Annotated in this window: 24 protein-coding genes; 16 read left to right on the top strand and 8 right to left on the bottom strand. The window is 62.9% G+C overall.

From position 1 onward, the window contains the following. Positions 1-2 precede the first annotated feature (2 nt). Together PYR64_RS09495 and PYR64_RS09490 are read left to right on the top strand one after the other, a co-directional pair. Entirely contained in the window at positions 3-1,601 is a 1,599-nt protein-coding gene (locus tag PYR64_RS09495; protein ID WP_189075494.1) for an iron ABC transporter permease, read from the top strand. A gap of 47 nt (positions 1,602-1,648) precedes the next feature. Then, on the top strand, positions 1,649-2,764 hold the full coding sequence (locus PYR64_RS09490) for an ABC transporter ATP-binding protein (RefSeq protein WP_055976093.1): 1,116 nt from the start codon (positions 1,649-1,651) through the stop codon (positions 2,762-2,764). Between the two features lie 5 nt (positions 2,765-2,769). Here the strand turns inward: PYR64_RS09490 and PYR64_RS09485 are convergent, their stop codons facing one another. Both PYR64_RS09485 and PYR64_RS09480 read right to left on the bottom strand, forming a co-directional pair. After that, a complete protein-coding gene (locus PYR64_RS09485) occupies positions 2,770-4,062 on the bottom strand; it encodes an HNH endonuclease signature motif containing protein (RefSeq protein ID WP_189075758.1) in 1,293 nt (430 codons plus the stop codon). A 94-nt stretch (positions 4,063-4,156) separates the two neighbouring features. After that, a complete protein-coding gene (locus PYR64_RS09480) occupies positions 4,157-5,245 on the bottom strand; it encodes a PDDEXK nuclease domain-containing protein (protein WP_039241723.1) in 1,089 nt (362 codons plus the stop codon). 60 nt (positions 5,246-5,305) lie between these two features. On the opposite strand from PYR64_RS09480, the gene PYR64_RS09475 reads away from it, so the two are divergent. Together PYR64_RS09475 and PYR64_RS09470 are read left to right on the top strand one after the other, a co-directional pair. Then, positions 5,306-5,797, top strand: coding sequence for a DNA alkylation repair protein (locus PYR64_RS09475; protein ID WP_039241721.1), 492 nt, complete (start codon positions 5,306-5,308; stop codon positions 5,795-5,797). 67 nt (positions 5,798-5,864) lie between these two features. Further along, on the top strand, positions 5,865-7,370 hold the full coding sequence (locus PYR64_RS09470) for an FAD-dependent oxidoreductase (RefSeq protein WP_189075496.1): 1,506 nt from the start codon (positions 5,865-5,867) through the stop codon (positions 7,368-7,370). Here PYR64_RS09470 and PYR64_RS09465 read toward each other — a convergent pair. Continuing rightward, the gene (locus PYR64_RS09465) at positions 7,367-8,347 is read right to left on the bottom strand and encodes a hypothetical protein (RefSeq protein ID WP_189075497.1); all 981 of its coding nucleotides are present in this window, start codon (positions 8,345-8,347) and stop codon (positions 7,367-7,369) included. The two genes, PYR64_RS09470 and PYR64_RS09465, sit on opposite strands and share 4 nt — an antisense overlap. A gap of 80 nt (positions 8,348-8,427) precedes the next feature. Between PYR64_RS09465 and PYR64_RS09460 the strand changes: the two genes are divergently transcribed. From PYR64_RS09460 to PYR64_RS09445, 4 genes are all read left to right on the top strand, one after another. After that, positions 8,428-8,916, top strand: a complete 489-nt coding sequence (locus tag PYR64_RS09460; protein ID WP_039241714.1) for a VTT domain-containing protein — start codon at positions 8,428-8,430, stop codon at positions 8,914-8,916. 31 nt (positions 8,917-8,947) lie between these two features. After that, on the top strand, positions 8,948-9,751 hold the full coding sequence (locus PYR64_RS09455; RefSeq protein WP_189075498.1) for a thioesterase family protein: 804 nt from the start codon (positions 8,948-8,950) through the stop codon (positions 9,749-9,751). Next, complete coding sequence (locus PYR64_RS09450) at positions 9,751-10,500, top strand: lipoate--protein ligase A (protein WP_018777782.1); 750 nt, start codon at positions 9,751-9,753, stop codon at positions 10,498-10,500. Before PYR64_RS09455 ends, PYR64_RS09450 begins: the two co-directional genes overlap by 1 nt. A gap of 84 nt (positions 10,501-10,584) precedes the next feature. Beyond that, the gene (locus PYR64_RS09445; RefSeq protein ID WP_189075499.1) at positions 10,585-12,912 is read left to right on the top strand and encodes an FdhF/YdeP family oxidoreductase; all 2,328 of its coding nucleotides are present in this window, start codon (positions 10,585-10,587) and stop codon (positions 12,910-12,912) included. Between the two features lie 9 nt (positions 12,913-12,921). Here PYR64_RS09445 and PYR64_RS09440 read toward each other — a convergent pair whose 3' ends face one another. The 3 genes from PYR64_RS09440 to PYR64_RS09430 form a co-directional block, all read right to left on the bottom strand. Continuing rightward, on the bottom strand, positions 12,922-13,560 hold the full coding sequence (locus PYR64_RS09440) for an MBL fold metallo-hydrolase (RefSeq protein WP_275779569.1): 639 nt from the start codon (positions 13,558-13,560) through the stop codon (positions 12,922-12,924). Next, positions 13,557-14,642: an S-(hydroxymethyl)mycothiol dehydrogenase gene (locus PYR64_RS09435; protein WP_018777779.1), complete on the bottom strand. Its 1,086-nt coding sequence runs from the start codon at positions 14,640-14,642 to the stop codon at positions 13,557-13,559. The genes PYR64_RS09440 and PYR64_RS09435 overlap by 4 nt, the downstream gene beginning before the upstream one ends. A 142-nt stretch (positions 14,643-14,784) precedes the next feature. Next, positions 14,785-15,042: a mycoredoxin gene (locus tag PYR64_RS09430; RefSeq protein WP_018777778.1), complete on the bottom strand. Its 258-nt coding sequence runs from the start codon at positions 15,040-15,042 to the stop codon at positions 14,785-14,787. A gap of 168 nt (positions 15,043-15,210) precedes the next feature. Here PYR64_RS09430 and PYR64_RS09425 point away from each other — a divergent pair, with 168 nt between their 5' ends. Beyond that, positions 15,211-15,957, top strand: a complete 747-nt coding sequence (locus PYR64_RS09425; protein WP_018777777.1) for an SOS response-associated peptidase — start codon at positions 15,211-15,213, stop codon at positions 15,955-15,957. Between the two features lie 3 nt (positions 15,958-15,960). On the opposite strand, the gene PYR64_RS09420 is transcribed toward PYR64_RS09425, so the two are convergent. Together PYR64_RS09420 and PYR64_RS09415 are read right to left on the bottom strand one after the other, a co-directional pair. Beyond that, positions 15,961-16,350: a hypothetical protein gene (locus PYR64_RS09420; protein ID WP_018777776.1), complete on the bottom strand. Its 390-nt coding sequence runs from the start codon at positions 16,348-16,350 to the stop codon at positions 15,961-15,963. 59 nt (positions 16,351-16,409) lie between these two features. Next, entirely contained in the window at positions 16,410-16,946 is a 537-nt protein-coding gene (locus PYR64_RS09415; RefSeq protein WP_275779566.1) for a TetR family transcriptional regulator, read from the bottom strand. A 58-nt stretch (positions 16,947-17,004) separates the two neighbouring features. Between PYR64_RS09415 and PYR64_RS09410 the strand changes: the two genes are divergently transcribed. The 7 genes from PYR64_RS09410 (at position 17,005) to pdxS (ending at position 26,484) form a co-directional block, all read left to right on the top strand. Then, the gene (locus PYR64_RS09410) at positions 17,005-18,060 is read left to right on the top strand and encodes an FAD-dependent monooxygenase (RefSeq protein WP_275779564.1); all 1,056 of its coding nucleotides are present in this window, start codon (positions 17,005-17,007) and stop codon (positions 18,058-18,060) included. 81 nt (positions 18,061-18,141) lie between these two features. Then, positions 18,142-18,474: a DUF6504 family protein gene (locus tag PYR64_RS09405; protein ID WP_275779562.1), complete on the top strand. Its 333-nt coding sequence runs from the start codon at positions 18,142-18,144 to the stop codon at positions 18,472-18,474. A 3-nt stretch (positions 18,475-18,477) separates the two neighbouring features. Beyond that, on the top strand, positions 18,478-21,978 hold the full coding sequence (gene dnaE / locus PYR64_RS09400; RefSeq protein WP_275779560.1) for a DNA polymerase III subunit alpha: 3,501 nt from the start codon (positions 18,478-18,480) through the stop codon (positions 21,976-21,978). Positions 21,979-22,106: 128 nt separating this feature from the next. Beyond that, complete coding sequence (thrS, locus tag PYR64_RS09395) at positions 22,107-24,116, top strand: threonine--tRNA ligase (RefSeq protein WP_018777771.1); 2,010 nt, start codon at positions 22,107-22,109, stop codon at positions 24,114-24,116. An 18-nt stretch (positions 24,117-24,134) separates the two neighbouring features. Beyond that, positions 24,135-24,728: an HIT domain-containing protein gene (locus PYR64_RS09390; protein WP_026267169.1), complete on the top strand. Its 594-nt coding sequence runs from the start codon at positions 24,135-24,137 to the stop codon at positions 24,726-24,728. After that, a complete protein-coding gene (pgsA, locus tag PYR64_RS09385) occupies positions 24,718-25,344 on the top strand; it encodes a phosphatidylinositol phosphate synthase (protein ID WP_275779557.1) in 627 nt (208 codons plus the stop codon). Before PYR64_RS09390 ends, pgsA begins: the two co-directional genes overlap by 11 nt. Positions 25,345-25,557: 213 nt before the next feature. Beyond that, a complete protein-coding gene (gene pdxS / locus PYR64_RS09380; protein ID WP_020608520.1) occupies positions 25,558-26,484 on the top strand; it encodes a pyridoxal 5'-phosphate synthase lyase subunit PdxS in 927 nt (308 codons plus the stop codon). Positions 26,485-26,504 lie beyond the last annotated feature (20 nt).

Here is a 26,504-nt window from a genome sequence, read left to right as displayed (position 1 = left end):
CTGTGATCACCGACCTCCCGGCTTCCCGACCACAAGGAACGGAAAGCACGACGACGGCGGGCAAGGGCAAACGCCCTCGCCCGCCTTTCGGCGTTTCCACCGTGTCCATCCTGGCAGTGCTGATAGCCCTGTTTTCGCTTCTTCCGCTGGGCTACGTCGTCTACATGACCGTCGCGACCGGCTGGGACACCGCCGTCGAGCTCATCGTCCGCCCGCGCGTGGGTGAGCTGCTGCTCAACACGATCCTGCTGACCGTCATCACCATCCCGCTGTGCTTGCTGCTGGGGGTCGGTGGTGCGTGGCTGGTGGAGCGGACAACGCTCCGGGGGCGCCGCTGGTGGGCCGTTGCATTGGCTGCCCCGTTGGCTATCCCTGCATTCGTCAACAGCTACGCCTGGGTTTCGGCCGTGCCGTCCCTTGAGGGGCTGTGGTCCGGGGTGCTGATAGCGACCCTTTCCTACTTCCCGCTGGTGTACATACCCGCCGCTGCCACGCTTGGCCGCCTGGACCCGGCCATCGAGCAATCCGCCGCCTCCCTTGGGCTGGGCCCGTGGGCAGTGTTCTTCCGGGTGGTCGTGCCCCAGCTCCGCATTGCCATGACGGGCGGGGCCCTGCTCGTTGGACTGCACCTCCTGGCCGAGTACGGCGCCTTCGCCATGATCCGCTTCGACACCTTTACGACGGCGATCATGGTCCAGTTCCAGTCGACGTTCAACGGTGCCGCCGGCAACATGCTGGCCAGCGTCCTGGTGGTGCTCTGCCTGTTCCTGCTCCTTGCTGAAGTGAAGAGCCGCGGAACGGCGCGCTATGCACGCATCGGATCGGGTGCCCAAGGCAAGACCACGCAGCTGCCGCTGGGTGGTTACCAGCTGCCGGCCCAACTGAGCCTCTTGGCGCTCACTGCGCTGGCATTCGGTTTGCCGCTCTGGTTTGTCCTGAAGTGGGTGATGGCCGGAGGCGCCGAGGTCTGGGAGGCGGAGGAATTCCTTCCGGCACTTCTTCAGACCCTCCTGTACGGGGCTGTTGGAGCGGCTGTGACCACTGTGGTTGCCTTCCCCATGGCTTATCTGGCTGTCCGGCACCCCAGCTGGTTCAGCAAGCTGCTTGAACTCTCCAACTACGTCACCAGTTCCCTTCCGGGAATTGTCGTTGGCCTTGCCTTTGTGACCGTCAGCATCCGGGTGGTGCCAGGTGTCTACCAGACGGCAGGAGTCCTCGTTGCGGCCTACGTGTTGCTGTTCCTTCCCCGGGCGTTGGTCAACCTGCGCTCCGGCCTCGCGCAGGCTCCCAAGGAACTCGACGAAGCTGCGCAATCCCTGGGCAAGGCCCCCTTGGTGTCGTTCTTCAAGGTGACGCTGCGGCTCACGGCCCCGGCCGCGGCCGGGGGAGCGGCCCTGGTATTCCTGGCCATTGTCAATGAACTGACGGCCACGCTGCTCCTGGCGCCCAACGGTACACGGACCCTAGCCACCGAATTCTGGAGCAAAAGCAGCGAGATCGACTACACCGGGGCAGCTCCCTATGCCTTGCTGATGATCCTGCTCTCGGCTCCCATGACGTACCTGCTTTTCCAACAGTCCAAGAAAGTAGCCGGACAGTGACAGAACAAGCCCCTTCCCGACTTCCGTCGCCCCGGGTGGCACCCTCCGTGGCCCCGACCACGAACTCACACCTGGACATTTCCGAGGTCACCAAGAATTTCGGTTCCCAGGCTGTCCTTAAAGGAGTGAACCTCTCGGTCGCCCGCGGCGGGACCACCGCCATCGTTGGCCCGTCCGGCTCCGGTAAAACCACGTTGCTTCGGCTCATCGCGGGCTTCGAACATCCGAACACCGGTTCCATCAGCTTGAACGGCCTTCCCGTGGCGGGAGAAGGAGTCAAGGTCCCGGCGCATAAACGCCACGTCGGGTACGTTGCCCAGGACGGTGCACTGTTCCCGCACCTGACCGTTGGACAGAACGTCGCCTTCGGTTTGGATGCCGGCAAGCTCGACGGCGGCCGCCGGGCTGTGCGGGCCCGTGTGGAAGAACTGTTGGACATGGTCTCCTTGGACCCCGCCATGGCAAAGCGACGTCCGCATCAGCTCTCCGGCGGGCAACAGCAACGCGTCGCCTTGGCCCGTGCGCTGGCACGCGAACCGGAACTGATGCTCCTGGACGAGCCCTTCTCGGCCCTCGACGCAGGCCTGAGGGTGGCCACCCGCCGTGCCGTGGCGAAAGTTCTCAACGCCGCAGGGGTGACCACCATCCTGGTCACCCACGATCAGGCCGAGGCCTTGTCCTTCGCCGACCAAGTGGCCATCATGCGTGGCGGGCGGCTGGCCCAGATCGGCAACCCCTTCGTGGTGTACACCCGTCCGGCAGACCGGGCCACGGCAGAATTCCTGGGCGAAGCAGTCATTCTCGACGCTTGGATGGAGGGCTCCCTGGCGACGTGTTCCCTCGGTGGCATTGCCGTCCGGCGACCACCGGCCCAGGGGAAGGTCCAGCTCATGCTGCGCCCGGAACAAATCCGGATTGCCCCGGATGGCCCGATCCGTGGCGTTGTGGTCGATACCGACTACTTCGGCCCCGAAACAACGGTGCGAATCAAGCTGGGCGCTTACACGGCCCTGGATGGGGCCGGGCAGGGCCAAAGCCATCGCTACCCGGGCGGTGGCGAGATCATTACCATCCGGCACTGGAACGCGTCGATCACCAGGCCGGGCACGGAACTTTGCCTCCGTGTGGTGGGTGAAGGAGTGGCTTTCCCTGTAGGGGAGTAGCCAGCTCAGGTGCCACCTGCCGTGACACGCAGGTGGCCCGGCAAGGGAGGAGCCTGGGAACGGTAGCTATGCCCGGTGGGCGTCCGGACTTCCAAGGTATGGACGGAGTCGGTGTCGTTCCGGCCCGGCTCTGTTTTGCTGCTCCAACCCGGGTTTTCTTTAGTGTGGTTGCAGGCTTCGCAAAGTCCGGCGCCGTTGTCCAACGAGGTGGATCCGCCACGACGCCAGGGGACTATGTGGTCGATGTGCCGAATGGGCGCGTCGCAGTACGGTGTCCGGCACAGGTTGTCACGAACCTCTATGAAGCGGCGCATTCCCTGCGGAAAGAAGCGGGACCTCGAGTCCTCGGCGATGAGCTCCCCGGTGCCGGGGGCTGTGTAGAGGCGGCGAAGCCAAACATGGAAATCACTGTCGGGATCGCCGAGGGTCTTCGTTGTGGATACAAGGTCTCTGGCCCACTGGGCGGGGACAACCCCATAGCCGGTCAGCCGCGCCGGTTCGGAGTCGTTGGCCAGGAGGGTGCGGTCTGTCATCACCAGCTGCAGGTCAATCCCGGAATAGCCGGCGGATGAACCGGTGATCCGCTCAACCAGGGTGTCGGCCATAACTTGGCCCCGACCGCGTTGCTCACCACCAGGACGGGACCGGGCTGAGTCGGCGGCCCGCGTGAGTGCCGCGTAGGCTGCGACGCCTTGGGCTACCGGAAGCAGGGCGGTCAGGATGGTCATCGTGTCAGGTGCCGGCCGCAGACTCACGGTCCTCTCATTCGCGGCAGCCCGCTGGGTTACCGAACGCGGATCACGGCGATAGGCTGCGGCTTTAGCAGCGGCAATGATGGCCTTGTCCCCGGCGCCTTCGAAGGTTCCGGTATCCGGCGCGAGCTCTTCATCCACGGCCGCCCGATCCTCAACGGACAAGCAGGCGGTCTCCTTGACGAGTAGGGTGGCTCTCCACTCATTCAACAGTCCCGCATCCACGGCGGCCATGGTGTGTGGCATCTCCGTGACCAATGCCCGGGCCAAGCCAAGGAGTCGGGAGCCACGGTTTGGGGATTCCCGCCGGGCGAGCGCCACTTGCGCGCCTACACCCTTGCCACGCTCGGAAGCCGGGACTCCGGCCTCAGCCTGCTCAGCGCGTTGGGCAAGGTCGAAGGCCACAGTGATTTTGGCCTGAAGTCCCGAGATGGCCGACTTCATGTCTTCCAGTACCCGCAGTTGGTTGATCAGATCCCTGCTTATCGAGCTGGGAGTGGCTGAGCCTGGAACGGCGGGGAACTCCCGGTCAGACGGAACCGGCATCAGCGCGGCGCTGACTCCTGCACCCACTGGTCTCTCCGGCTTTCGTCCCATGTTCCTACTTTGACAGGAGGCACCGACATTATTAGCCGACGGGCTAACCCCGTAGCCGGGCAGCCTCACTTGCCAGCTCGGCTTCCAAGGCCTCAATGCTGGGCAGGCTCGCAACCAACTCCTCGGGCAACGAGTCGGCCAGGGAAGTCCGCCACTCCGCGATGCCCACAGGTGCGCTGAAGCCGCGTAAGGCGTACTCGGCCACGACGCTGTTTTTCTCCTTGCACAACAGCAACCCGATCGTGGGTTTGTCGTCAGGGTGTGCCATGAGGTCATCCACCGCTGCCATGTACATACCCAACTGGCCGAGGAAGCCGGGCTCGAACTTCACGGCCTTCAGCTCGATCACCATGTAGCAGCGCAGTTTCAGGTGGTAGAACAGCAAGTCGGCGAAGAACTCGTCGCCGGCAATCTCCAGCCGGACCTGCTCGCCCACAAAAGCAAAACCCTGGCCCAGTTCCAAAAGGAATTTCTCCACGTGCTTCACCAACTGCAGCTCCAGGTCCCGTTCGGTGTGACGGTCAGTCATGGATAGGAAGTCAAAGACATAGGGGTCCTTGGTTGCCTGCTGGGCGAGGTCCGAGTCCGCGGGGACCATGGTGGCCTTGAAGTTGGTGATCGCTTGCCCTGACCGCTCGTGCAGGCGGGTGGAGATCTGGTGCGTCAGCACGTTGCGCGACCAGCCATGCCGGGCAGCCGCCGCTGCGTACCAAAGCCGCGTTGCGGCGTCGTCGAGCTTTTCGAGCAAGGCGATCTGGTGGTACCAGGGCAATGTTGCAAGCGGCGCTTGCAACATTGGAAAGTCGGGCCATGCCTGGGCGAAGCTCTTCATGTAGCGCAGGTTCCTGGGGGAGAAGCCCTTGGCTTCAGGGAATCTGGTGCGGATGTCGGCGGACAAGCGGGTGACCACCTTTGCTCCCCAGCCTTGCTCGGATTCACGCTCGGCGAGCTGGCGTCCGATGCTCCAGTACGAGTTCAGCAACTCCGAGTTGGCAGCGGCCTGGGCGCGGGTCCTGCCCACCCGGATTTCCCGGGCCACGGTGTTGAGCAGTGTGGGGTACCAATCGGGCATGGAGGACGCAGCCGGCACGCCTGGAAACGAGGCCTCGGTTGCGAGCTCTTTGGACGGCATGTTGCTCCTGTCGATTGCTGGTGTCATCACGCTAAGACCGGGCACTGACAAAATAGACGGGTGAGTGAAGCTGGCGAATTCGTGGACTACACCCTGCAGATGGAATCGACGTGGGAGCGGGCAGAAGAGGCCAGTGCGCGTCTCGGCGAAGCCTTGAAAGTGTATGGCGCCTCCGTGGGGGCCGTTCGCGGGACAATCCGGGATGCGCTGAAGCGTTACAAGAACCTCGGCCATGACGAGATCACGGCGCTCAGCTCCGAATTGTGGGAACAGCCGGTCTTTGAGCGCCGTCTGGCCGCGGTGGTGTTGCTGCAGAGCAAAGTAGGTGTCCTCATTAACACAGACCTCACCCGGATCGAAGGCTTTATCAGGCAGTCCGGCACCAGGGAGCTGGTGAACCCGCTTGCCACTGATGTGGTGGGTCCGCTGCTGGCACGGCTGGAAGGCCGGGCAAGGGAACGCGCTGAACGCGTGCTGGAGCGCTGGGCTGAAGATCCCGACCCTGAGCTTCGGCGAGCAGCGGCATTGGCCTCAGGTGCTGCCACCCCTTGATAAGCATCAGAGACCGGCCTAGCGTTTCCCTACCGCGTGCCAGCGGAATTGAGAGGCAGGTCGATCCATGAAATCGCTGTGGTTGGACAGGGAGTCCCGCTTTGCATCCGATGCCGTCCCCGAAGAAAAGCACTTTGACACGATAGTTGTGGGTGCCGGGTTGACGGGCATGGTGGCGGCATTGTTGTTGTCCCGTTCCGGTCAGCGCGTGGTGGTCTTCGAGGCGCGCACCTTGGGGGCGGTGACCACCGGCAACACCACGGGCAAAGTGAGCCTCCTGCAAGGTGGGGCGTTGTCGGCCCTGCGCGGCCAATATCCGCTCAAAGTGGTCCGGGCCTATGTCGAAGCCAACAAGACGGGGCAGGCGTGGCTCACCCAGTACATGGAGCAGCAGGGCGTCCCCTTCCAGCGCCGGACCGCGGTCACCTTCGCCACCACGGACGACGGCGGCCAGCGGCTCCGGAAGGAAGCTGCCGTTTCGCGGGACGCGGGTTTGGATGTCCATTTCAGCCGCGATCCCGGATTGCCGTTCCCGGTTGTGGAGGCGCTGGAGCTGGAAGACCAGGCCCAGATCCACCCCATGGATGTCCTGGAGACCCTCGCCACTGATATCCGGGAACACGGTGGCCTGATCGTCGAAGGCGTGCAGGTCCGGAATGTGGGCTCAGAACTGCCCCTTGGGGTTTCCACCAGCCGGGGCACGTTTACGGCCGACACTGTTGTGGTGGCCACGGGAACGCCCATCCTTGACCGCGGCCTGTACTTCGCCAAGCTGGAACCCAACCGTTCCTACGCGGCCGCCCTTCGCATGCCAGGCCACATACCCCAAGGGATGTACCTGTCCATTGACGCGCCCACCCGGTCCCAGCGTACCTATCCCGCTCCTGACGGCGAGTTGCTGCTGGTTGGCGGATACGGCCACACTGCGGGCCGCGCGATGTCGCCGCAGTCGCATCTCGATGACCTGCTGGGATGGGCCAACCAGCACTACCCCGGCGCCGAGGTCACCCACAGGTGGTCGGCACAGGACTATCAGGCAACCAACCTCATGCCGTTCTTCGGCAAGCTGCCCCGGGGGCGCGGAAGGATCTTCTTCGGCACCGGCTACAACAAGTGGGGGATGAGCAACGGCGTCGCCGCAGCATTGTCCATCACCTCTGACATTCTGGGTGGCCAGTCCGACTGGGCCACCACCATCCATCACCGGGTGACGTCACCCCAAGGGGCCTTTCAAGCCGTGAGGCTCAACGCCAGTACCGCGAAACGAATGATCGAAGATAAGGCGAAAGTCAGGAAGAACCCCGAAATTACAGACGAGACGCATCCGCCCGAAGGGACCGGCGTCGTCGGGTTGTACAAAGGCGAACCCGCCGCGGTTTCCACCGTCGACGGCAAGGTCTGCATGGTCTCCGCCAGCTGTGCCCACTTGGGCGGCCTGCTGACCTGGAACGACGCCGAGAAATCATGGGACTGCCCGCTTCACGGTTCAAGGTTCACGCCCGAAGGGACATATCTTGAGGGGCCGGCAACCCATGACCTGGACAAGACGGTGGGCAAGAAAGCGAAGGACTAGCCAAGCCGGTCGACGCGGCGCTGGGCCTGGTCTGCGCTGCGTCGGAGTTGGGTTGCTGTCCTGACTGCGAGCTTCTTGCCGGACTCCGCGGAGTCCGCATCACGCGCAAGGCCAATGAGGTCGGCTTCCAGCGACGCCAGGCGTTTCTTCACCTCGGCAATTTCCGCCTCGACGTCCGCGCGGCGGCGAGCCAGTTCGTTAACGGCCTCCCAAGCCTCGGAAGCTTTCTTCTCGGCGTCCTGTGCCTCCCTGTCGGCGGCCTGGAATTCGTCCTGGGCCTGCTTCAAGGCAGCCTGACGTTTTGCCGCGCGGCGATCGGCCAGGGAAGTTGCTTGTTCCTTGGGTGCTTGTTCCTTCGGTTCCTTTTCCTTGTTTGCCGCTTCCTTGGCAGCAGCTGCTTTCTTCCGGACTGGCTCCGCGGCCGGCCCTGCTTCGGTCCCCGCCGCGCTGCCGGAGCCAGCGATGTCCTCCGCAGAGGCCGCTGCGACGGCGTCCGTCAGGTCTACGGACTCGAAGCCACTTCCGCTCAGCCCGCGCACCAGTCTCCCCGTGCCTACGGCCCGCGCGGCTCCGGCGTCGGCCATGGCTGCCCTGAGCGTTTGTTCCACGTCCGATGCCGCGGCCGCGCTCAGTGGCGCGCCCAATTCATCGGCAAGATCCTTTGCGGCGTGGACGGCGGACGTCAATTGCCCCTGCCGCTGCTGGCTGAGTTCGCGGAACGCCGCGGCATCCGATTCTTCCTGGGCGGCGCGCAGGGATGCGCCGAAACGCACGACGCCGTCAATCACCTCCGGCCTGTGGGCCGCCAGCATGTTGATGGCCCAGGCGCCGGCGGCCGGCTTGGGCAGGCGGCCAATCTCTTGTGCGAGTTCCTTGTTACCGTCTTCTTTGGCCGCGCGCACCAACGACGTTCGTGCGGAGGTGAAGTCGCGAGGCAGCACGGCGTACAGCTCCTGGGCGGCCTCATGGAGATCCATGGATCCATCCTAGGGTTCCGTTACTGCTGTTGCCGTGAGCGAATCTTCGAAGCGCCCGGGCTTAGGGTAGCCTAAGTCGAGTGGACCAGATCATGAGTTTGCCCTTCGGCGTCGCCTTGGCAGCGCTGTTCGCCATCGTCATGATCCGTGTCAATGTCACGTACTGGATTGGTCGTGGGGCGGTTGCCGGCTTTTCCCATACCCGTTTCGGCGCATCGCTGGAGCGGCCCAAAGCGGCCCGCGCCCAAGCCCTCATACAGCGATGGGGACCCTACGCCGTCGTTCTTTCTTTCCTGACCATCGGCCTGCAGACGGCCATCAACCTGGCCGCCGGAGTGGCGCGCATGCCACTGAGGCGTTACCTGCCGGCCGCCATAGCGGGATCGGTGATCTGGGCTTTCCTCTATGCGACCATTGGGCTCGCAGCGCTTGAGGCATGGCTGGCTGTCGCCGCAACATCGCCGCTTGGAGCGGCCATCGGCTTGGTTGTGGTGGCTGCCGCGGTTGTCTGGGTAGTTGTGATCCGCAGGCGTCGGGCGGCACGCAAATCAGCGGATACAGTGGTCTGAGTTCTACTGCTGGATCGGCGAAAGGCTCGGATTGACTACTGCATTACCGGAACTGGCGGACGGTGATTTCTACTACGAATCATTGGGTGATGGCCGTTTCCGCTCGACGATCCACGCCCAAGGCGCCTGGAATCCGCACGAACAACACATGGCACCGGCCTCGGGCATCCTCGCCGATGCCCTGGTTCGGTATGAGCCCAGGGACGATGTCCGTCTTGCCCGGATCAGCTATGAAATCCTGGGCCTCATCCCCGGTGGCGAGTTTCAGGTCACCACCTCGACGCTGAGGCCGGGAAAGACCATCGAACTGATTCAGGCTGAACTTTCAGCAGCCGGTCGCGTGGCCATTCGGGCTGCGGCCTGGCGGATGATCACCAGCGATACCAGCGCGGTTGCGGCGGTGGAGGACGAACCCCTGCCTGCCCCGGACGAATGCAAGCCCTGGGATGGTGCCAGTGTTTGGCCAGGCGGGTATATCCGGTCCCTGGAGATGCGTCTTGCCGAGGGGCACCGACCCGGTTCGGGAAAGGTCTGGATCCGGACGTCCCATCCGCTGACGGACCAGGCGGACAGCACGGACCTGGCCAGGCTGATGGGCCTCGTGGATACTGCCAACGGTATTGCGGCACGTGTTCCGCCTGGCGAAGACAGCTACATCTTCCCGAACGTTGACCTGCAGATCCACATGTATCGCTCGCCCTCCGGCGAATGGCTGGGCCTGGACAACAAGGTCTCGTTTGGCGCCGATGGAATCGGGTTGACCTCCACGGTCCTTCATGACGTCCACGGGCCCTTCGGCAGGGCCGAGCAGATCCTGACGCTGAGGAAAAGCTGATGCAGGCAGCCGCCGAAACCCGCAAGCAGCTCACGGTTTACCGGCAACAGGAATCCCTCGGAGCTGCCGGCGACCTCGATTTTGCCCTGGAACTGTTGAAGCGTGCCCGCGGTGGCCAGCTGGGCCCTTCCCTTCGCTTGTACCGTCCCGAACCCACGGTCGCGTTCGGCCAGCGGGACGCCAACCTGCCGGGATTCGCCGCTGCGGAAACAGCCTGCCGGGAGCTGGGCTTCGAACCACTCATACGCAAGGCAGGCGGCCGTGCTGCCGCGTATCACCAAGGCAGCCTGGTGATAGACCACATCGAGCCGCATCCGGACGCCATTGTCCGTGCAAAGGCGCGCTTCGCGGAGTTCGGGGAGCTGCTGGCCAGTGCCCTTCGCAGCGTTGGCGTCCATGCCGCCGTCGGCGAGATCCCGGGGGAGTACTGCCCGGGTGAGTTCAGCGTGCACGGCGAGGACCCTGATTTTCCCGCCCACCGGATCAAGCTCATCGGCACCGCCCAGCGGGTGGTCTCCGGCGGCTGGTTGTTCAGTTCGGTGATCGTGGTGGAAAACTCCGGGCCCATCCGGGACGTGCTCACAGCCAGTTACGGCGCACTCGGCCTGGAGTGGGACCCGGCAACTGCCGGCGCTGCCAATGATCTGGTGCCGCATCTGGATGTCACCACCGTGGAGGCCGCCGTCGTCGAGGCTTACCGCGGTTATGCGGACGTGGTCGACGGCGACTTCCGCAGTCTTGCGGGTTGACCGCCTCAGCTTCGTTGAGCCTGTTGCACGCCGGGTTTAGGCTGGGGTGATCAGTTACCCAATCACGCGAATCGCGGTGTAGCGATGGGCCGGAAACAGCATCCCATAGAGGATTCCGACGCGGAACTGAGCGTCGGTACACCCAAACGGTCCGCTGGTGGTTTGCCGAGCTTGACTGAGACACTGCCGCACGCCATGTCGTCCATGGGGCCGGTGAGGGCCTGGAAGACACTCCGGGCTGTCAACCAAAAAGACGGCTTTGACTGCATGAGCTGTGCGTGGCCCGATCCACCCGAACGCAAACGCGCTGAATTTTGTGAGAATGGCGCCAAAGCCATCGGCTGGGAGGCGGAGCCGCTCAGGATCCCTGCCGCTTTCTGGGCGGAAAATACCTTGGCTTCGTTGGCGCACCGGCCGGAGTATTGGCTCGGCCAGCAGGGCCGTCTGGTGGAACCGGTGTACAAAGCTGCAGGCGCGGACCGGTATGTGCCCATTGGCTGGGACGAGGCGTTCGGAATCATCGCACAGGAGTTGAACGCCCTTGAGTCGCCGGACCAGGCTACGTTCTATACGAGCGGGCGGACCAGCAACGAGGCCGCCTTCCTCTACCAACTGTTCGTACGGGCATTCGGGACGAACAACCTTCCCGACTGCTCAAATATGTGCCACGAGTCCACTGGCGTTGCCATGGGCGAGACGATCGGTGTAGGCAAATCAGCGATTACGTACAAGGATTTCGCGGCATCGGACTTGATCATCATCATGGGACAGAACCCGGGCACCTGCCATCCACGGATGCTGACCGCGTTGGAAGAGGCCAAACAGGCGGGCGCGAAGATCGTGGCCGTGAATCCCCTGCCGGAAGCGGGCCTGATCAATTTCCGGAACCCCCAGCGTCCCCGGGGCCTGGTTGGAAAGGGCACGGACCTGGCGGACCAGTTCCTGCAGATCCGCTTGGCCGGCGACATGGCGTTGTTGCAAGCAGTATCCAAGCGGGTCCTTGATGCTGAAAGCGCGGCGCCCGGGACAGTCCTGGACAGGGCCTTCATCGATACCCAATGCCAGGGTTTCGTGGGTTTTGCCGCGCACCTGGCAACACTGGGCGAAAGCGAAGTCCTTGCCGCGACAGGGCTGAGCAGTGACGAAATCGATGAACTCGCTGGAAGCTACCTCCACGCCGGAAAAGTCATCATCACCTGGGCCATGGGGCTGACCCAGCATAAGAAGGCCGTGTCCACCATCAAAGAGATCATTAACCTCCTGCTGCTGCGCGGTAACATCGGCAAGCCGGGAGCCGGTCCGTCTCCCATCAGGGGCCACAGCAATGTCCAGGGCGACCGGACCATGGGCATTTGGGAAAAGATGCCACCACGGTTCCTTGCCGCCCTGCGGGATGAGTTCGGCTTCGATCCGCCCCGGAATCCCGGCGTTGACGCAGTGGACAGCATCCGCGGTATGCGGGACGGCAGGATCAAAGTGTTGGTGGCGCTCGGTGGCAACCTCGTCCACGCGATTTCGGACACCGCAGTGGCGGAGGAAGCCGTCAGGCGGACGCGCTTGTCCGTGCAGATCTCCACCAAGCTGAACCGGTCACATGTGGTGGTTGGTGAGCAGGCGCTGATCCTGCCCGCTTTGGGACGCACGGAGATAGACCGGCAGGGTGGGGTTGCACAGTTCGTCACTGTGGAGGACACGGTCTGCGCGGTGCACAGCTCCGCCGGTACGTTGGAGCCGATCGCTGCCGGCGTGATGTCCGAGGTCGCCATTGTTACCCGTTTGGCTGAAGCGGTCCTTGGCGCCAAGGTGCCGGTTGATTGGTCGGGTTTGCGGTCCGACTACGACGCCATCCGCGACCATATCGCGCACGTTGTGCCAGGTTTTGACGGCTTCAATGACCGTATTCGCCAGAAAGATGGCTTTGTTCTGCCGCACGGACCCAGGGACAGCCGGACGTTCCCGACCCCCTCCGGAAAGGCCATGTTCACGGTCAATGATCTGGAGACCATCGAGCTGCCGAAAGGGCGGCTGATTTTGCAGACCATCCGGTCCCATGACCAGTTCAACACCACGATGTATTCGTTGAACGACCGCTACAGGGGTATCAGGAAGGGGCGCATGGTTCTGTTCGTCAATCCCCAGGACCTTGGGGAGTTGGGTCATGAGGACGGTTCCTACGTGGACGTTCACAGCGAGGCCGACGACGGCGTGGACCGGGTTCTCCGTCAACTGCGGGTGGTTGCGTACCCGACCGCCAGGGGCTGCGCGGCTGCGTACTACCCCGAAGCGAACGTTCTCGTCCCGCTGGACTCGACAGCAGACGAAAGCAACACACCTGCTTCGAAGTCGGTGATTATTCGCCTTGAGCCGGCCGCCGCCCCGGAGTTCGAGGGGGCGGCCGGCAAGGAGGGTTGAGGCGCAGTGTCAGTGGCCGCGAGCTATCCATTCATCCAGATGCGGTTTCTCCGCGCCGATGGTGGTGGTGTCGCCATGGCCCGTGCGGACAACGGTCTCTTCGGGCAGTGTCAGGAGTTTGGTCCTGATGGACTCGATGATGGTGGGGAAGTCGCTGTAGGAACGCCCTGTTGCACCTGGTCCGCCCTGGAAAAGGGTGTCTCCGCTGAAGAGCGTGCCTTCGCTGGGCAGGTGGAAGGACACCGAGCCGGGTGAATGACCGGGCGTGTGGATTGCCGTGAGCTGTGTACCGGCCACAGTGAACTCCTGGCCGTCCGTGATGGCAGCGTCAGGGTTCTGCCCGGGGAACACCGTTTCCCACAGCATCCAGTCGTCCTGGTGCAGGTGGATGGGTGCTTTGACCAGGTCGCGGAATTCGCCTGCCGAGCTGATGTGGTCGTCGTGTCCGTGCGTGAGCAGGATTGCTGTGACCGTGCGGCCGTTCACGGCGTCCAAGATCGCGGCAGGGTTGTGGGCGGGGTCTATGACGATGCATTCGGAGTCGTCGCCGATGATCCAGACGTTGTTGTCCACGTCCCAGGTGCCACCGTCCACGGAGAAGGTTCCGGAAGTGACGACGTTGCTGATGCTGAGGCTATCGGTGCTCACAGTTCAACCACCGATCGCAGGACGGCGCCGTGGTGCATTTTGTCGAAGGCCTCTTCCACCTGGTCGATGGTGATGCGTTCGGTGACGAAGGCATCCAGGTCCAGCTTGCCTTGTTTGTAGAGGTCCACCAGCATGGGGAAATCGCGGGACGGCAGGCAGTCGCCGTACCAGGAGGATTTGAGGGACCCGCCGCGGCCGAAAACGTCCAGCAAGGGCAGTTCGAGGGTCATCTCCGGCGTGGGAACGCCGACAAGGACGACGGTGCCGGCCAGGTCGCGTGCGTAGAAGGCCTGCTTGTAGGTTTCGGGACGTCCGACGGCGTCGATCACCACATCTGCGCCGAAGCCGCCGGTGAGAGCACGGATTTCCTCGACGGGGTCCCCTGCGGAGGAATCAACGGTATGCGTGGCGCCCAGGTCCTTGGCGCGTTCGAGCTTCTTGGCGTCGATGTCCACGGCGATGATGGTGGTGGCGCCGGCGAGCGCGGCGCCGGCGATGGCTGCGACACCCACGCCACCGCAACCGATGACGGCGACTGAATCGCCGCGTTTGACTCCGCCGGTGTTCAGGGCTGCGCCGAGCCCTGCCATGACACCGCAGCCGAGCAGTCCAACGGCGGCAGCGTCGGCGTCGGGGTCTACTTTGGTGCACTGGCCCGCGGCGACCAAGGTCTTTTCGATGAAGGCTCCGATGCCCAGCGCCGGGGAGAGTTCGGTGCCGTCTTCGAGGGTCATCTTCTGGGTGGCGTTATGGGTGTTGAAACAGTACTGGGCCTGACCGCGCTTGCAGGCGCGGCAGTTGCCGCAGACGGCACGCCAGTTCAGGACAACGCGGTCACCGGGGGCTACCTCCGTGACGTCAGGGCCGACCGCGCTGACCACGCCGGTTGCTTCGTGGCCCAGCAGGAAGGGGAAGTCGTCGCTGATGCCGCCGAGCTTGTAGTGCAGATCGGTGTGGCAGACGCCGCTTGTGAGGATGTCCACCAGGGCTTCGCCGGGGCCGGGTTCGGGCACAAGGATGGTTTCGAGGGTTGCGGGTGCGCCTTTGGAGCGGACGACGACGCCTTTGACTGCGTGGACCATTGGAGTGGTTCCCTTCGGGCTCGCGGAGGGCGGGCCCGGTTAATGCAGCAGGGCCCGCTACGGATTCCCATTCTGTCTATCACAGGTGGCAGACAGTGTGCGGATTGTTCCGAGCGGGCCCAGCGGCCGTATGCGGATGGACCTAGGCGGCGAGGCGGCTTTCCACCTCGGACGCCGAGGGGTTGGTCGCGGCAGTTCCGTCCGGGAAGAGGACGGTGGGTACCGTGCGGTTGCCTCCGTTGAGCTGCTCGACGAGTTCGGCCGTGCCATCTACTTCTTCGATGTTGATCTCGGTGTAGCCGATGCCCTTGGCGTCCAGCTGCTTCTTCAAGCGGTTGCAGTAGCCGCACCAGGTGGTCGAGAACATGGTGATGGTGCCGGAGTCGGGAGTGAAATCCACAGAGCTCTCCTCAGTATTTGTCGTTTGCACGGAGTGGTTCGTTCGTAACAACGGTAACCCGGTGCCGAATAATTCCCGTCCGGCGACGAAGACGGGTTGCCTCACACGCCCACGCTGGTGCGTTTTCCCGGGAAAGGGCAGACTGTTGCCATGTGTGGACGTTACGTAATGGCCCGTGCGGTGGGAGACCTGCTCGCCGATTTTGATGCCGAACTTGAGAACGAGATCGCCCTGGAGAAGTCCTGGAATGTTGCCCCGACGGACGCGGTTCCGATCGTTTTGGAGCGGTTGGTCGATGACAACGTCAAGAGGCAGCTCCATGTAGCCAAGTGGGGGCTGGTGCCTTCCTGGGCAAAGGATCCCAAGGGCGGGGCGCGGCTCATCAATGCCCGCAGTGAGACCCTTCTGGAAAAGCCTTCCTTCAAGAAGGCTGCTGTGGCCCGCCGGTGTGCGGTGCCGGCTGACGGCTACTACGAGTGGAAGAAGGGCGAGGGAAAGAACAAGCAGCCCTATTATGTTCATCCGGGCGACGCGCACGGTCTGGTGTTTGCCGGTTTGTATGAGTGGTGGCGGGACCAGGCGGCACCGGCGGACGATCCGGGCCGCTGGCTGCTGTCGATGTCCATCCTCACCGCAGACACTCCGACGGCGGACTCGGCCCGAACACGGCGCAGCGCCTCCGTGTTCGACGAACTCACTGCGCTCCATGACCGTGTTCCGTTGCCGATGAGCACAGAGACAATGGAGGCATGGCTGGATCCGCGGGAGAAGGACGCCGCAGGGCTGGTGGACATGGTCCGTTCGAGGGCGCACGATGCTGCTGCTGACTGGACGCTGGACCCGGTGGGGACCGCCGTCGGAAATGTCCGCAACAACTCACCGGAACTTATCGAACCGGTGGAAGGACTCTTCTGAGAGTCAGAGTGCTTCGTTCACCGGCACGCCGGACTGGAATTCCCGGCCGTCAGCTTCGCTGAAGGCGGTCATGACGTGGCCTTTGCTGAGTCCGTGGATGGCGGACATGGGGAAGTTCCCGGTGATGACGTTGCCGGAATGCTCCACGCCTTTGATGTCGTAGTTTTCCTCCGCGCTGAGCGAGTGGTTGAAGGAATAGAACGAAATCGCTTCGCCGTTCATGAACTCGATGCCGAGCCGGCGCTGTGAGGAGTAGTCTTCGCTGGCAGCAACAAGGCCCACGACGTAAGCGCCGGAGCCTGGTATGTTGCCGTCAATTTCGAATCGGGCCACGAGGTGGTCGTCCGCGGCGGAGATGTTGACCTGCTTCAGGAGTGCGTCATTGGTGCTCATGCCACAATCCTGCTCTGCGGACCGGCTGCCGTCCACCCCTCCGGGTCATCCGGGGCCGCTCACCCTTCCAGGAGCAGTTGGATGTTTTTGGCGACAGCTGCCTTGTCGACGCCTTTGCCCTTGCGTGCGGTGAGCAGGTGCAAGGCCAGGCCGTCGCTGTAATCGGATACCGCTTCGGCGCGGGCCCGGGGATCGGATAATCCCAGGCGTTCGAGCAGCTGCGCCAAAGCGGAGACCAGCCGCTCATGACCGGCGGCCACTGTTTCGGGCTGGTCGAGGGCGAAGACGAATCGCGCCCTGGTGAGCGGGGCGTTCGTATCGGTGAGTCCCATGACCGCAGCGGCGAGCTGCTCCGCCAAGGCCGTCGTCGTCGTCGGAAGCTCCCTCTGGTCACCTTGCAGCAGGAGGCTGTCCAGTTCTTCAACGCGGTCGACGGCGGCACCCACCAGGGCGGCGCGGTTGCGGAAGTAGTTCGACGTGGTTCCGAGGGCGACGCCGGCCCGGGCATCGACGGCACGGTGGGTCAGTCCTTTGAGGCCCTGCTCGGCGACGACGGCGAGCGCGGCGTCGGCTAGCTGGGTTCGTCGGTCGGCCATGGCCAAAGTCTAGCTTCACTCCCTGTTGTTACTACAAATGTAGTAGTACAGTGTGGGCATGAAAAAGGTGAACATCATCGGTGGGGGCATTGCCGGCCTGGCGCTCGCAGCAAGACTGGACCCGGGCGCGTTCGACGTCACGGTGTACGAACAAAGGCCCCAGCTGCCAACCGTGGGGACAACACTGGCCATGTGGCCCGGAGCCCAGGATGCCTTGTCGAAAATCGGAATCCTCGGTCCTGTGCGGAGCCGGGGATCCGTCATCACAGCCGGAGCCCTGCGCAGCCCCCAAGGAGAAGCGGTGCTGTCCATGGAAGGGGGAGGGCTGGTGGGCATATCCCGGCCCGAGCTGCTGAGGCTGTTGAACACGGCGGTGCCGTCATCGGTAAGCCGCGTGGTGGGCAGGGTTGACAGTGTTCCGGGTGGAGCGTGGCTGACCGTGGGTGCGGACGGGGTCAACAGTGTGGTCCGGCGAAGCCATTGGGGCCAACGGAGCGCCGCCAGGCCAACCCCGTACCTGGCCGTCAGGGGAGTGGTCCCAAGCACGCCCCAGGCCGGTGATGTCGGCGAGTACTGGGGCAGGGGAGAGATCTTCGGCCTGGCACCAGCGGTAGGCGGAACCAACTGGTATGCCTCCTACCGGTCGGATCTTGGGCCGGACAAGGTGGATGTCCTCGAAGCCCTGGACGTTACCCGGCGCCGCTATGCCGGATACTCGGAGGCCGTAAAGGCTGTTCTTGCCCAGGCGTCACCGGAAACCTCCCTGGCCCAGCGCATCTGGACAACCCCGCCATTGGCCCGCTACTCCCGGGGCAACGTGGTGTTGGTGGGGGATGCTGCCCACGCCATGACACCAAACCTGGGCAGGGGCGCCTGCGAAGCGCTCATCGATGCCGTGACGTTAGGGGACCTGCTCAACGAACAACCCCTGGATTCCGCGCTCGCCGCCTATGGCGGGAAGCGCGTCCTCCGCACCCAGCAGCTAAGGCTCGCCTCGGCCCTTATGGGAAGAGTCGCGCTGGCGAAAGGAATGCAACCGTGGCGTGATGGCCTGCTGAGGCGGGCTGGAAAGCGTGTCTCCAAGGCTTCTGCACAGGCGGGAACTTCGAAGTAGGTTTTGCCCGTACGTCGGCGTAAACTGGAATTATTCGAACATACTTTCGAATCAAACCGGGCCGGCGTAACGAGGTGTGAAATGGGGCTGTTCAGCGAGTCCGTCGGAGTGATCTGCACGGAAACAGGCCAGCCACAGGAAGTTCAATGGAAAGGCACGGATTACACCGTCACCAACGAGCCCGTCCGTTGGTTCGAACGCCGCCAATGGTGGGTCGAAGAAAACCGTGCACCCATCGGCGCCGGCGCAGGCCTGGTCGACCACGAGATCTGGCGGGTCCAGCTTCAACCACAACAGAGCGGCCAAGCCATCACACTGGACCTGGTTCGGCACCTCGGCAGCGGCCGTTGGAGACTGCTCCGCATCCACGACGCCGCCCCGGCCCGATCCGTCGAACCAGACGAAGCAGCGTGAACCTTGAGCTTTACCCACCTGCACGTCTCAACCGCCTTCAGCGCGCACTACGGCGTCTCCTGGCCCGACGAACTAGCCCAAACAGCCGCAGCCGACGGAGCAACAGCGCTCGCCTGCACAGACAGGGACGGCCTCTACGGCACCGTCAAACACCTCAAAGCCTGCATGGACGCAGGCATCGACCCCATCGTCGGCGTTGACCTGGCAGTCTTCGACGACGACGGCGACCACCGCACCCAGGTCGCGGGCCGCGTCGTCGTACTGGCCCACGGCCATAACAACGGTGCCGGATACCGGGCACTGTGCCGCTTGGTATCGGATGCCCACGCACGCACCTCGGGAAAAGCCGGAGGAGCAGTCCCCGTAGCAGTGACCAGGGGAGAGCTTGCCTCCAGGACCCTGGACCCCACAACCCTCAAGCCCGTCCTCACGGTCATGATCGGACCGGACTCCGATGTCGGAAGGGCCATGGGCGGACGAAAATACCTGAGGCCCAGAACCCTCTTCAAACAATGGATCGACGCCATGCCACCAGGCACCATCGTCGCCGAAACCGTATCCCACCTCAGCGCACCGGGCGAACCCCTCAGCACAGCCCATGCCGTCCGCATGCTCAAACTCGCCCTCGAATACAACGTCCCGGCCATCCTCAGCAACGCCGTGCGCTATTGCGCCCAGGACGGGGCAGCAACCGCCGACGTCCTGGACTCAGCACGCACCCTGAAATCCCTCCCCGAGCTCTCCGCCGCACCCATGCTCCAACCCACCGGGCAAGGCTGGCTGAAAAACCGCCACCACATGCTCCAGCTCGGCAAAGAAATCATGAACGCAGCGGGCCTGGGACAAGCCGGCCTGAACAAACTGCTCGCGAACACTGAAGCGCTCGCCGACAAATGCCGTATTGACCCCGTTCCGGACATGGGATGGAAACAACCCGTCGTGCCCGAGGCCTCCATCATTGGCATCGACAACCACCCCATGGTGGAACTGACCCAACGCTGCGAAGCAGGAATCACCAGACGTTTCCCCGGCATCAGTGCAGAAGCGGAGAACCGGGTGCGCTCGCGGTTGGAGCACGAACTAGGGATCATCGGCAGGCTCGGCTTCGGATCCTATTTCCTTACCGTGGCAGAGGTTTCCAAGATGATCCTGGACATGGGCGTCAGGGTTGCCGCACGTGGCTCAGGGGCCTCCAGCCTGGTCAATTACCTGATCGACATCAGCCAGGTTGATCCCATCCGCCACGACCTCATTTTTGAACGGTTTCTGTCCGGACGCCGGTCAACACTTCCTGACATTGACATCGACGTCGAGAGCGCGGAACGCCACAACGTGTACCGGAAGATTTTTGATCGGTTCGGGTCTGAACGGGTGACCCTCATGAGCATGCAGAACGGGTACAGGGCACGTGGTGCTGTCAGGGATGCCGGTATGGCGTTGGGGATGGATGAGGGCGAAGTCAGCGATATCGCCAAGCAGCTCTGGAGATTCTCCGCAAGGAAATTCCGCGAAGCGCTGGTGGAAAAGCCTGAGCTTCGTGACTTTGCCGGCCGGGTGGAACGCGGAGGAATGGAGGAGAACCAGCAACTCGACCTCCTGGTGGACCTGACTGAAAGGCTGGACCGGCTGCCCCGGCACATTTCCATGCACCCTTGCGGCGTCATCCTGGGAGATGCCACCCTCCTTGACCGGACCCCTGTCCAGCCCAGCGGCCTTGGCTTGCCCATGAGCCAGTTCGACAAACACGACATGGATCCCATGGGCATGCTCAAACTGGATGTCCTGGGTGTACGGATGCAAAGCGCAATGGCCTTCGCCGTAAGGGAGGTAATCCGGCTGCATCCTTCCAAAGCCGAAGTGGTTGCTGCTGGAAGGCACCCGGCAGGACCGGAAGGCTCAGGGCCGGACTTCATTGACGAGGACGGGAGGATTGAGCTCAACGCCGTTCCTTTCGACGACGAGCCAACGTTTGAACTGATCCGGAGCACCCACACACTGGGGTGTTTCCAGATCGAGTCGCCGGGTCAACGGGAACTCATCGGGAAGATGGCCCCGCGTGAATTCAACGACCTCATCATTGATATTTCTTTGTTCCGGCCCGGGCCCATGAAGTCGGATATGGTGCGTCCCTTCCTGGAGCACAGGCACGGTTTTGCACCTGAGGTGTACCCGCATCAGGACCTCAAACCAGTTTTGGAAGAAACCCATGGTGTGACGGTGTTCCATGAGCAGATCCTGAAGACCTTCGATGTCATGACCGGGTGCGGACTGGCAAGGGCTGATGAATTCCGGCGGGCACTCGGTGATGAAGTCCGTGAACCCGAGGTGGAGAAGTACTTCCGTAGGGAAGCGATCAGGAACTACACCCCTGAAGTGGTGGACAAGGTCTGGGGCACGCTCAAGGCCTTTGGCAGCTTTGGGTTCTGCAAGGCACACGGGGCTGCCTTTGCTGTTCCTACCTACCAGTCGGCCTGGCTGAAAGCCCATCACCCCGAAGCCTTCCTGGCGGGCCTGTGGGAGCATGATCCCGGGATGTACCCCAAGCGGCTATTGGTGGCTGAAGCCCGCAGGCTCGGTATTCCCATCCTGCCGCTGGACATCAACCGGAGCCAGGCTGAGTACAGGGTTGAGAAAATCGTGGAAGGCCCTGACCATGGCAAACTCGGCATCCGGTTGAGCCTGTCGGGTATTTACGGGCTCTCAAAGGCTGAGCTGAAGAGGATCGTTGCCGGGCAGCCCTTCGATTCTTTGGCCGATCTGAGGACCCGGGCCAGGGTGAGCAAGCCAAACATCAAGAGACTGGCCCAACTCGGCGCCTTCGATGCCCTGCACAAAGACTCCGGTGGAAAGGCGAACCGTGCTGACCTTGTCCAGCATCTCCAAGCCATGCAGAACAATCCCTCAAAAAAACCGAACGGTGTCATCGAAGGGCAGTTGTCGTTTGCACTGGGGGATGTCGAGCTGAAGAACCTCGCCCCGGAACTTCCTCCCACCACAATGATTGAAAATGTCAGGGCAGAGCTTGACCTCATGGCCGTGGATGTCAGCGAACACTTGATGGAAAGCCACCGGCCCCTCCTGGCGAAATTGGGAGTGACGACGGCCGACCAACTCCTTGGCTTGCGCAACGGAACGGAGGTCTTGGTGGCCGGGGTGCGCGTTGCCACCCAAACCCCTCCCATGCGCGGTGGGCGGCGGGTGGTCTTCATCAGTATCGATGACGGCACTGGATGTGTGGATTCGGTTTTCTTCCACGAAGCCCAGGAAGAATCGGGACCGTTGCTGTTCGGCACTCGCTTGCTGCTGATCCGGGGAACCACCAGGAGGACAGGTCCCAGGGGAATCAGCCTGAGCGCGAGCAAGGCCTGGGACCTTGGCCGGCCCGAATCGCTTCCTTATCCGGAAATCATCAGCGGCGGTGAAGTGCCGACGGACGAATACACGATTCCCGGCCCCCTCCACGGCATTTCACGGAACCTTGCCATTACCGGGCTGGGAAGCTGAACACCCTGAATCCCGGCCCGGCGTGCTGCTTTGGCCGCCCTCGCCGGAGCGGATACGATTGACGGTGGCTGGCTGTGGTCCCCGTACGCCACAAGCTATGAAGCCTTAACTATGAATAGGAGACACCCGTGTCAGATGCCCAACAGATCACCCTCATCGTCGATGGCGAAGAGACAAAGGTGACGGAAGGGACTACCGGCGCGGAACTCTTCTTCGAGCGCCGCGACGTCGTTGTAGCCCGTGTCAACGGCGAACTCAAGGACCTCGACCAGGTCCTCCCCGCCGACGCCGACGTCGAAGGTGTCACCATCGAATCTCCCGATGGCCTCAACGTCCTCCGTCACTCCACCGCGCACGTCATGGCCCAGGCCGTGCAGCAACTGCGCCCTGATGCCAAGCTTGGCATCGGCCCGTACATCACTGACGGCTTCTATTTCGATTTCGATGTCTCCGAGCCCTTCACTCCGGAAGACCTGCGCCAGCTGGAAAAGATGATGCAGAAGATCATCAACCAGAACCAGAAGTTCGTCCGCCGCGTGGTCACCGAAGACGAAGCGCGCGAAGCCATGGCCGGCGAACCCTACAAGCTCGAACTGCTCGGCAAGAAGAACGACGCCTCCGACGCCGCTGAAGGCGTCAACGTCGAAGTCGGCGCCGGTGACATCACCATCTACGACAACGTGGACAGGAAGAGCGGCGAAAGCGTTTGGTGCGATCTGTGCCGCGGTCCGCACCTTCCGAACACCAAGATCATCGCCAACGCTTTTGCGCTGACGCGTTCTTCGGCCGCCTACTGGCTGGGCAACCAGAACAACCAGCAATTGCAGCGTATCTACGGAACCGCGTGGCCTACCAAGGAAGCGCTGAAGGCCTACCAGGAGCGCATCGCCGAAGCTGAGCGCCGCGACCACCGCAAGCTCGGTGTCGAGTTGGATCTGTTCTCCTTCCCGGATGAACTGGGCTCAGGCCTCCCGGTGTTCCACCCCAAGGGCGGGATCATCCGCAAGGCGATGGAGGACTACTCCCGCCAACGCCACGTGGACGCCGGCTACGAATTTGTCTACACACCCCACATCACCAAGGGTCACCTGTACGAGGTCTCAGGCCACCTGGACTGGTACAAGGACGGCATGTTCCCCGCCATGCAGGTGGACGCCGAATTCAACGAGGACGGCACGGTGCGCAAGCCGGCCCAGGACTACTACCTGAAGCCGATGAACTGCCCCATGCACAACCTGATCTTCCGCTCTCGCGGCCGGTCATACCGTGAACTTCCGTTGCGCCTGTTCGAGTTCGGTTCGGTGTACCGGTACGAGAAGTCCGGCGTTGTGCATGGACTGACACGTGTTCGCGGCATGACACAGGACGATGCCCACATCTACTGCACCCGCGAGCAGATGAAGGACGAGCTCACTACCACGCTGAACTTCGTCCTCGGCCTGCTCAAGGACTACGGCCTGGACGATTTCTACCTGGAACTGTCCACCAAGAACGAAGAGAAGTTCGTTGGTGACGACGCCGCCTGGGAAGAAGCCACCCGTACTCTTTCCGAGGTTGCAGCCGCTTCCGGGCTGGAACTCGTGCCGGATCCGGGTGGAGCCGCGTTCTACGGCCCGAAGATTTCGGTTCAGGCGAAGGACGCGCTGGGCCGGACCTGGCAAATGTCCACCATCCAGCTGGACTTCAATCTTCCCGAACGCTTCGAACTGGAATACCAGGCGGCCGACGGAACGCGCCAGCGTCCCGTCATGATCCACCGGGCGCTCTTCGGTTCTGTTGAACGCTTCATGGGTGTGCTCACCGAACACTATGCCGGGGCCTTCCCGGCCTGGCTTGCTCCGGTCCAGGTAGTTGGCATTCCCGTGGCCGAGGCATTCAACGACTACATGTTTGACGTCGTCGGGCAGCTCAAGGCTGCAGGCATCCGTGCCGAGGTGGACATTTCCTCGGATCGCTTCCCGAAGAAGATCCGTACAGCCAGCAAGGACAAGATTCCCTTTGTATTGATTGCCGGCGGTGAGGATGCCGAAGCGGGCGCCGTGTCATTCCGGTTCAGGGACGGCAGCCAGGATAACGGCGTTCCCGTGGAAGAAGCGGTCCGCAGGATAGTCGACGCCGTAAAGAACCGCGAGAGCTGACGGAACGGAAAAGTGACGGTGCAGGAGAACACAGGCGCGGCAGCTGACCTTCCGGGCGACGCAGACGTAACCGATGATTTCGGACTCGCAGGCGTTCCGGATGCGTTTCAGCGCCTGTGGACTCCCCACCGCATGGCCTACATCAAGGGCGGGCAGGATCAATTCAAGAACAAGGATGACTGCCCGTTCTGTGTAGGACCGACCCGCTCTGACGAGGAATCGCTCATCGTCCACCGGGGAAAGACCTGCTATGTCGTGCTCAACCTGTTCCCGTACAACCCGGGCCACCTGCTGATCTGCCCCTACCGCCACGTCCCCGACTACACGGATATTACGGTGGAAGAGACAGCGGAGTTCGCTGATCTTACCCAGACCGCCATGCGTGTGCTCCGGAAGGTTTCGAATCCCAGCGGTTTCAACCTGGGCATGAACCAAGGTGTTACCGGCGGGGCGGGCATCGCTGCCCATCTTCACCAGCACGTAGTTCCGCGCTGGGGCGGGGACGGCAATTTCTTTCCCATCATCGCCCAGACCAAAGCCATCACGCAGACCTTGGACGAGGTCCGCAAACTAGTGGCCGAAGCCTGGCCGGGGGAGTCGAATGCTCAATAGGCATGCGCGCGGCTTCTTCACTTCACTCTTTACCCCTTTGGCGCGCTGGCTCCTGAGGATCGGCGTGTCACCTGACGCGGTCACTATTGCGGGCACCGCCGGCGTCATCCTGGGCGGACTCATCCTCTACCCCTTGGGCCACTTGTGGTGGGGTTCTGTGGTGGTTGCGTTCTTCGCTTTCTCGGACGTCGTGGACGGCATCATGGCCCGGCTGCAAGGCAGAAGCGGCGGTTGGGGAAACTTTCTTGATTCCACGTTGGACCGCCTGGCCGACGGCGCCATTTTCGCGGGCCTCACTATCTGGTTCTTCACCGGAGGCAAGGACACCGCAATAGGGACGGCCGCCGTCGTCTGCCTTGTCCTCGGCATGGTTGTCTCTTACGCGAGGGCCAAAGCCGAATCACTTGGCTACCACGCCAGCGTTGGGATTGCAGAACGGGCCGAACGACTCGCATCGGTCCTGTTGATTGCCGGGCTCACGGGCCTGGGAATTCCACCCGTGGTGCTGTTTGCAACCCTGGTCCTGCTGGCACTGGCCAGCGTTGTCACGGTAGTCCAAAGAATGGCTACGGTCCGCAAGCAGGCCATGGCAGAGGCCGAGGGAACTGGCATCTGACCAGAGTCGGCTCCCGCCGATTGTGCAGGTGTCCTACCACACCCCTGTTTGTTGCCCTGCAAGGCGGTAATGAATGTACTGCCGCCATGCAACGTGCGACTACTATTACTAGTACTTGGTCACCTTGACCTGAAACCCGGTGTGCGCTGAACGCGGTCGTGTGCTGCGCGTGCCTCCGGCAAGAAGGTCGTTTATCTACCCATAGGGGTTTTTGTGTCTACACCAGATGTAAGCAACGAAGCCGGTTCGTCCGCGAACAGCGTCACGGGCAGCAGCCGCGTTAAGCGGGGCATGGCTGAGATGCTCAAGGGCGGCGTCATCATGGACGTCGTTAACGTCGAGCAGGCCCGCATCGCCGAGGATGCCGGTGCGGTCGCCGTGATGGCGCTTGAGCGTGTCCCGGCTGATATCCGCGCCCAGGGTGGCGTGTCCCGCATGTCCGATCCGGACATGATCGATCAGATCATCGCTGCCGTGTCCATCCCGGTGATGGCCAAGGCCCGTATCGGCCACTTCGTCGAAGCCCAGGTCCTGCAGTCCCTCGGTGTTGACTACATCGATGAGTCCGAGGTCCTGACCCCGGCGGACTACATCAACCACATCGACAAGTGGAACTTCACCGTCCCGTTCGTCTGTGGTGCCACCAACCTGGGTGAGGCGTTGCGCCGTATCAACGAGGGCGCGGCGATGATCCGGTCCAAGGGCGAAGCCGGTACCGGGGATGTTTCCAACGCTACCGGTCACATGCGCAAGATCCGTTCGGAGATCGCCAAGCTCGCCGCCCTGCCCGAGGACGAGCTGTATGTTGCGGCCAAGGAGCTGCAGGCCCCGTATGAGCTGGTTAAGGAGATCGCTGCCACGGGCAAGCTTCCGGTGGTGTTGTTCACTGCCGGTGGCATCGCGACCCCGGCTGATGCTGCGATGATGATGCAGCTCGGCGCCGATGGCGTGTTCGTCGGTTCCGGTATCTTCAAGTCCGGCAACCCGGCAGAGCGTGCCGCCGCCGTCGTCAAGGCCACCACGTTCTACGATGACCCCGATGTCATCGCCAAGGTGTCCCGCGGCCTGGGCGAAGCGATGGTCGGCATCAACGTCGACGAAATCCCGCAGCCCCACCGCCTCGCAGAGCGCGGCTGGTAACAGCTAACCGTACGGCGGCG

The sequence above is a fragment of the Paenarthrobacter sp. Y-19 genome (assembly GCF_029223985.1).
In the GTDB taxonomy this organism is placed as follows: domain Bacteria; phylum Actinomycetota; class Actinomycetes; order Actinomycetales; family Micrococcaceae; genus Arthrobacter; species Arthrobacter nicotinovorans.
The sequence above is the reverse complement of the archived record's forward strand: the minus strand, read 5'-3'. Positions and strand labels throughout refer to the sequence as shown.

Excerpts from the sequence above, each read along its gene's own strand:
- PYR64_RS09485 (WP_189075758.1), bottom strand. The coding sequence starts at position 4,062 with ATGCCGGTTCCGTCTGACCGGGAGTTCCCCGCCGTTCCAGGCTCAGCC.
- PYR64_RS09480 (WP_039241723.1), bottom strand. The coding sequence starts at position 5,245 with ATGCCGTCCAAAGAGCTCGCAACCGAGGCCTCGTTTCCAGGCGTGCCG.
- PYR64_RS09470 (WP_189075496.1), top strand. The coding sequence starts at position 5,865 with ATGAAATCGCTGTGGTTGGACAGGGAGTCCCGCTTTGCATCCGATGCC.
- PYR64_RS09465 (WP_189075497.1), bottom strand. The coding sequence starts at position 8,347 with ATGGATCTCCATGAGGCCGCCCAGGAGCTGTACGCCGTGCTGCCTCGC.
- PYR64_RS09450 (WP_018777782.1), top strand. The coding sequence starts at position 9,751 with ATGCAGGCAGCCGCCGAAACCCGCAAGCAGCTCACGGTTTACCGGCAA.
- PYR64_RS09445 (WP_189075499.1), top strand. The coding sequence starts at position 10,585 with ATGGGCCGGAAACAGCATCCCATAGAGGATTCCGACGCGGAACTGAGC.
- PYR64_RS09435 (WP_018777779.1), bottom strand. The coding sequence starts at position 14,642 with ATGGTCCACGCAGTCAAAGGCGTCGTCGTCCGCTCCAAAGGCGCACCC.
- PYR64_RS09425 (WP_018777777.1), top strand. The coding sequence starts at position 15,211 with ATGGCCCGTGCGGTGGGAGACCTGCTCGCCGATTTTGATGCCGAACTT.
- PYR64_RS09420 (WP_018777776.1), bottom strand. The coding sequence starts at position 16,350 with ATGAGCACCAATGACGCACTCCTGAAGCAGGTCAACATCTCCGCCGCG.
- PYR64_RS09415 (WP_275779566.1), bottom strand. The coding sequence starts at position 16,946 with ATGGCCGACCGACGAACCCAGCTAGCCGACGCCGCGCTCGCCGTCGTC.
- PYR64_RS09410 (WP_275779564.1), top strand. The coding sequence starts at position 17,005 with ATGAAAAAGGTGAACATCATCGGTGGGGGCATTGCCGGCCTGGCGCTC.
- PYR64_RS09405 (WP_275779562.1), top strand. The coding sequence starts at position 18,142 with ATGGGGCTGTTCAGCGAGTCCGTCGGAGTGATCTGCACGGAAACAGGC.
- pgsA (WP_275779557.1), top strand. The coding sequence starts at position 24,718 with ATGCTCAATAGGCATGCGCGCGGCTTCTTCACTTCACTCTTTACCCCT.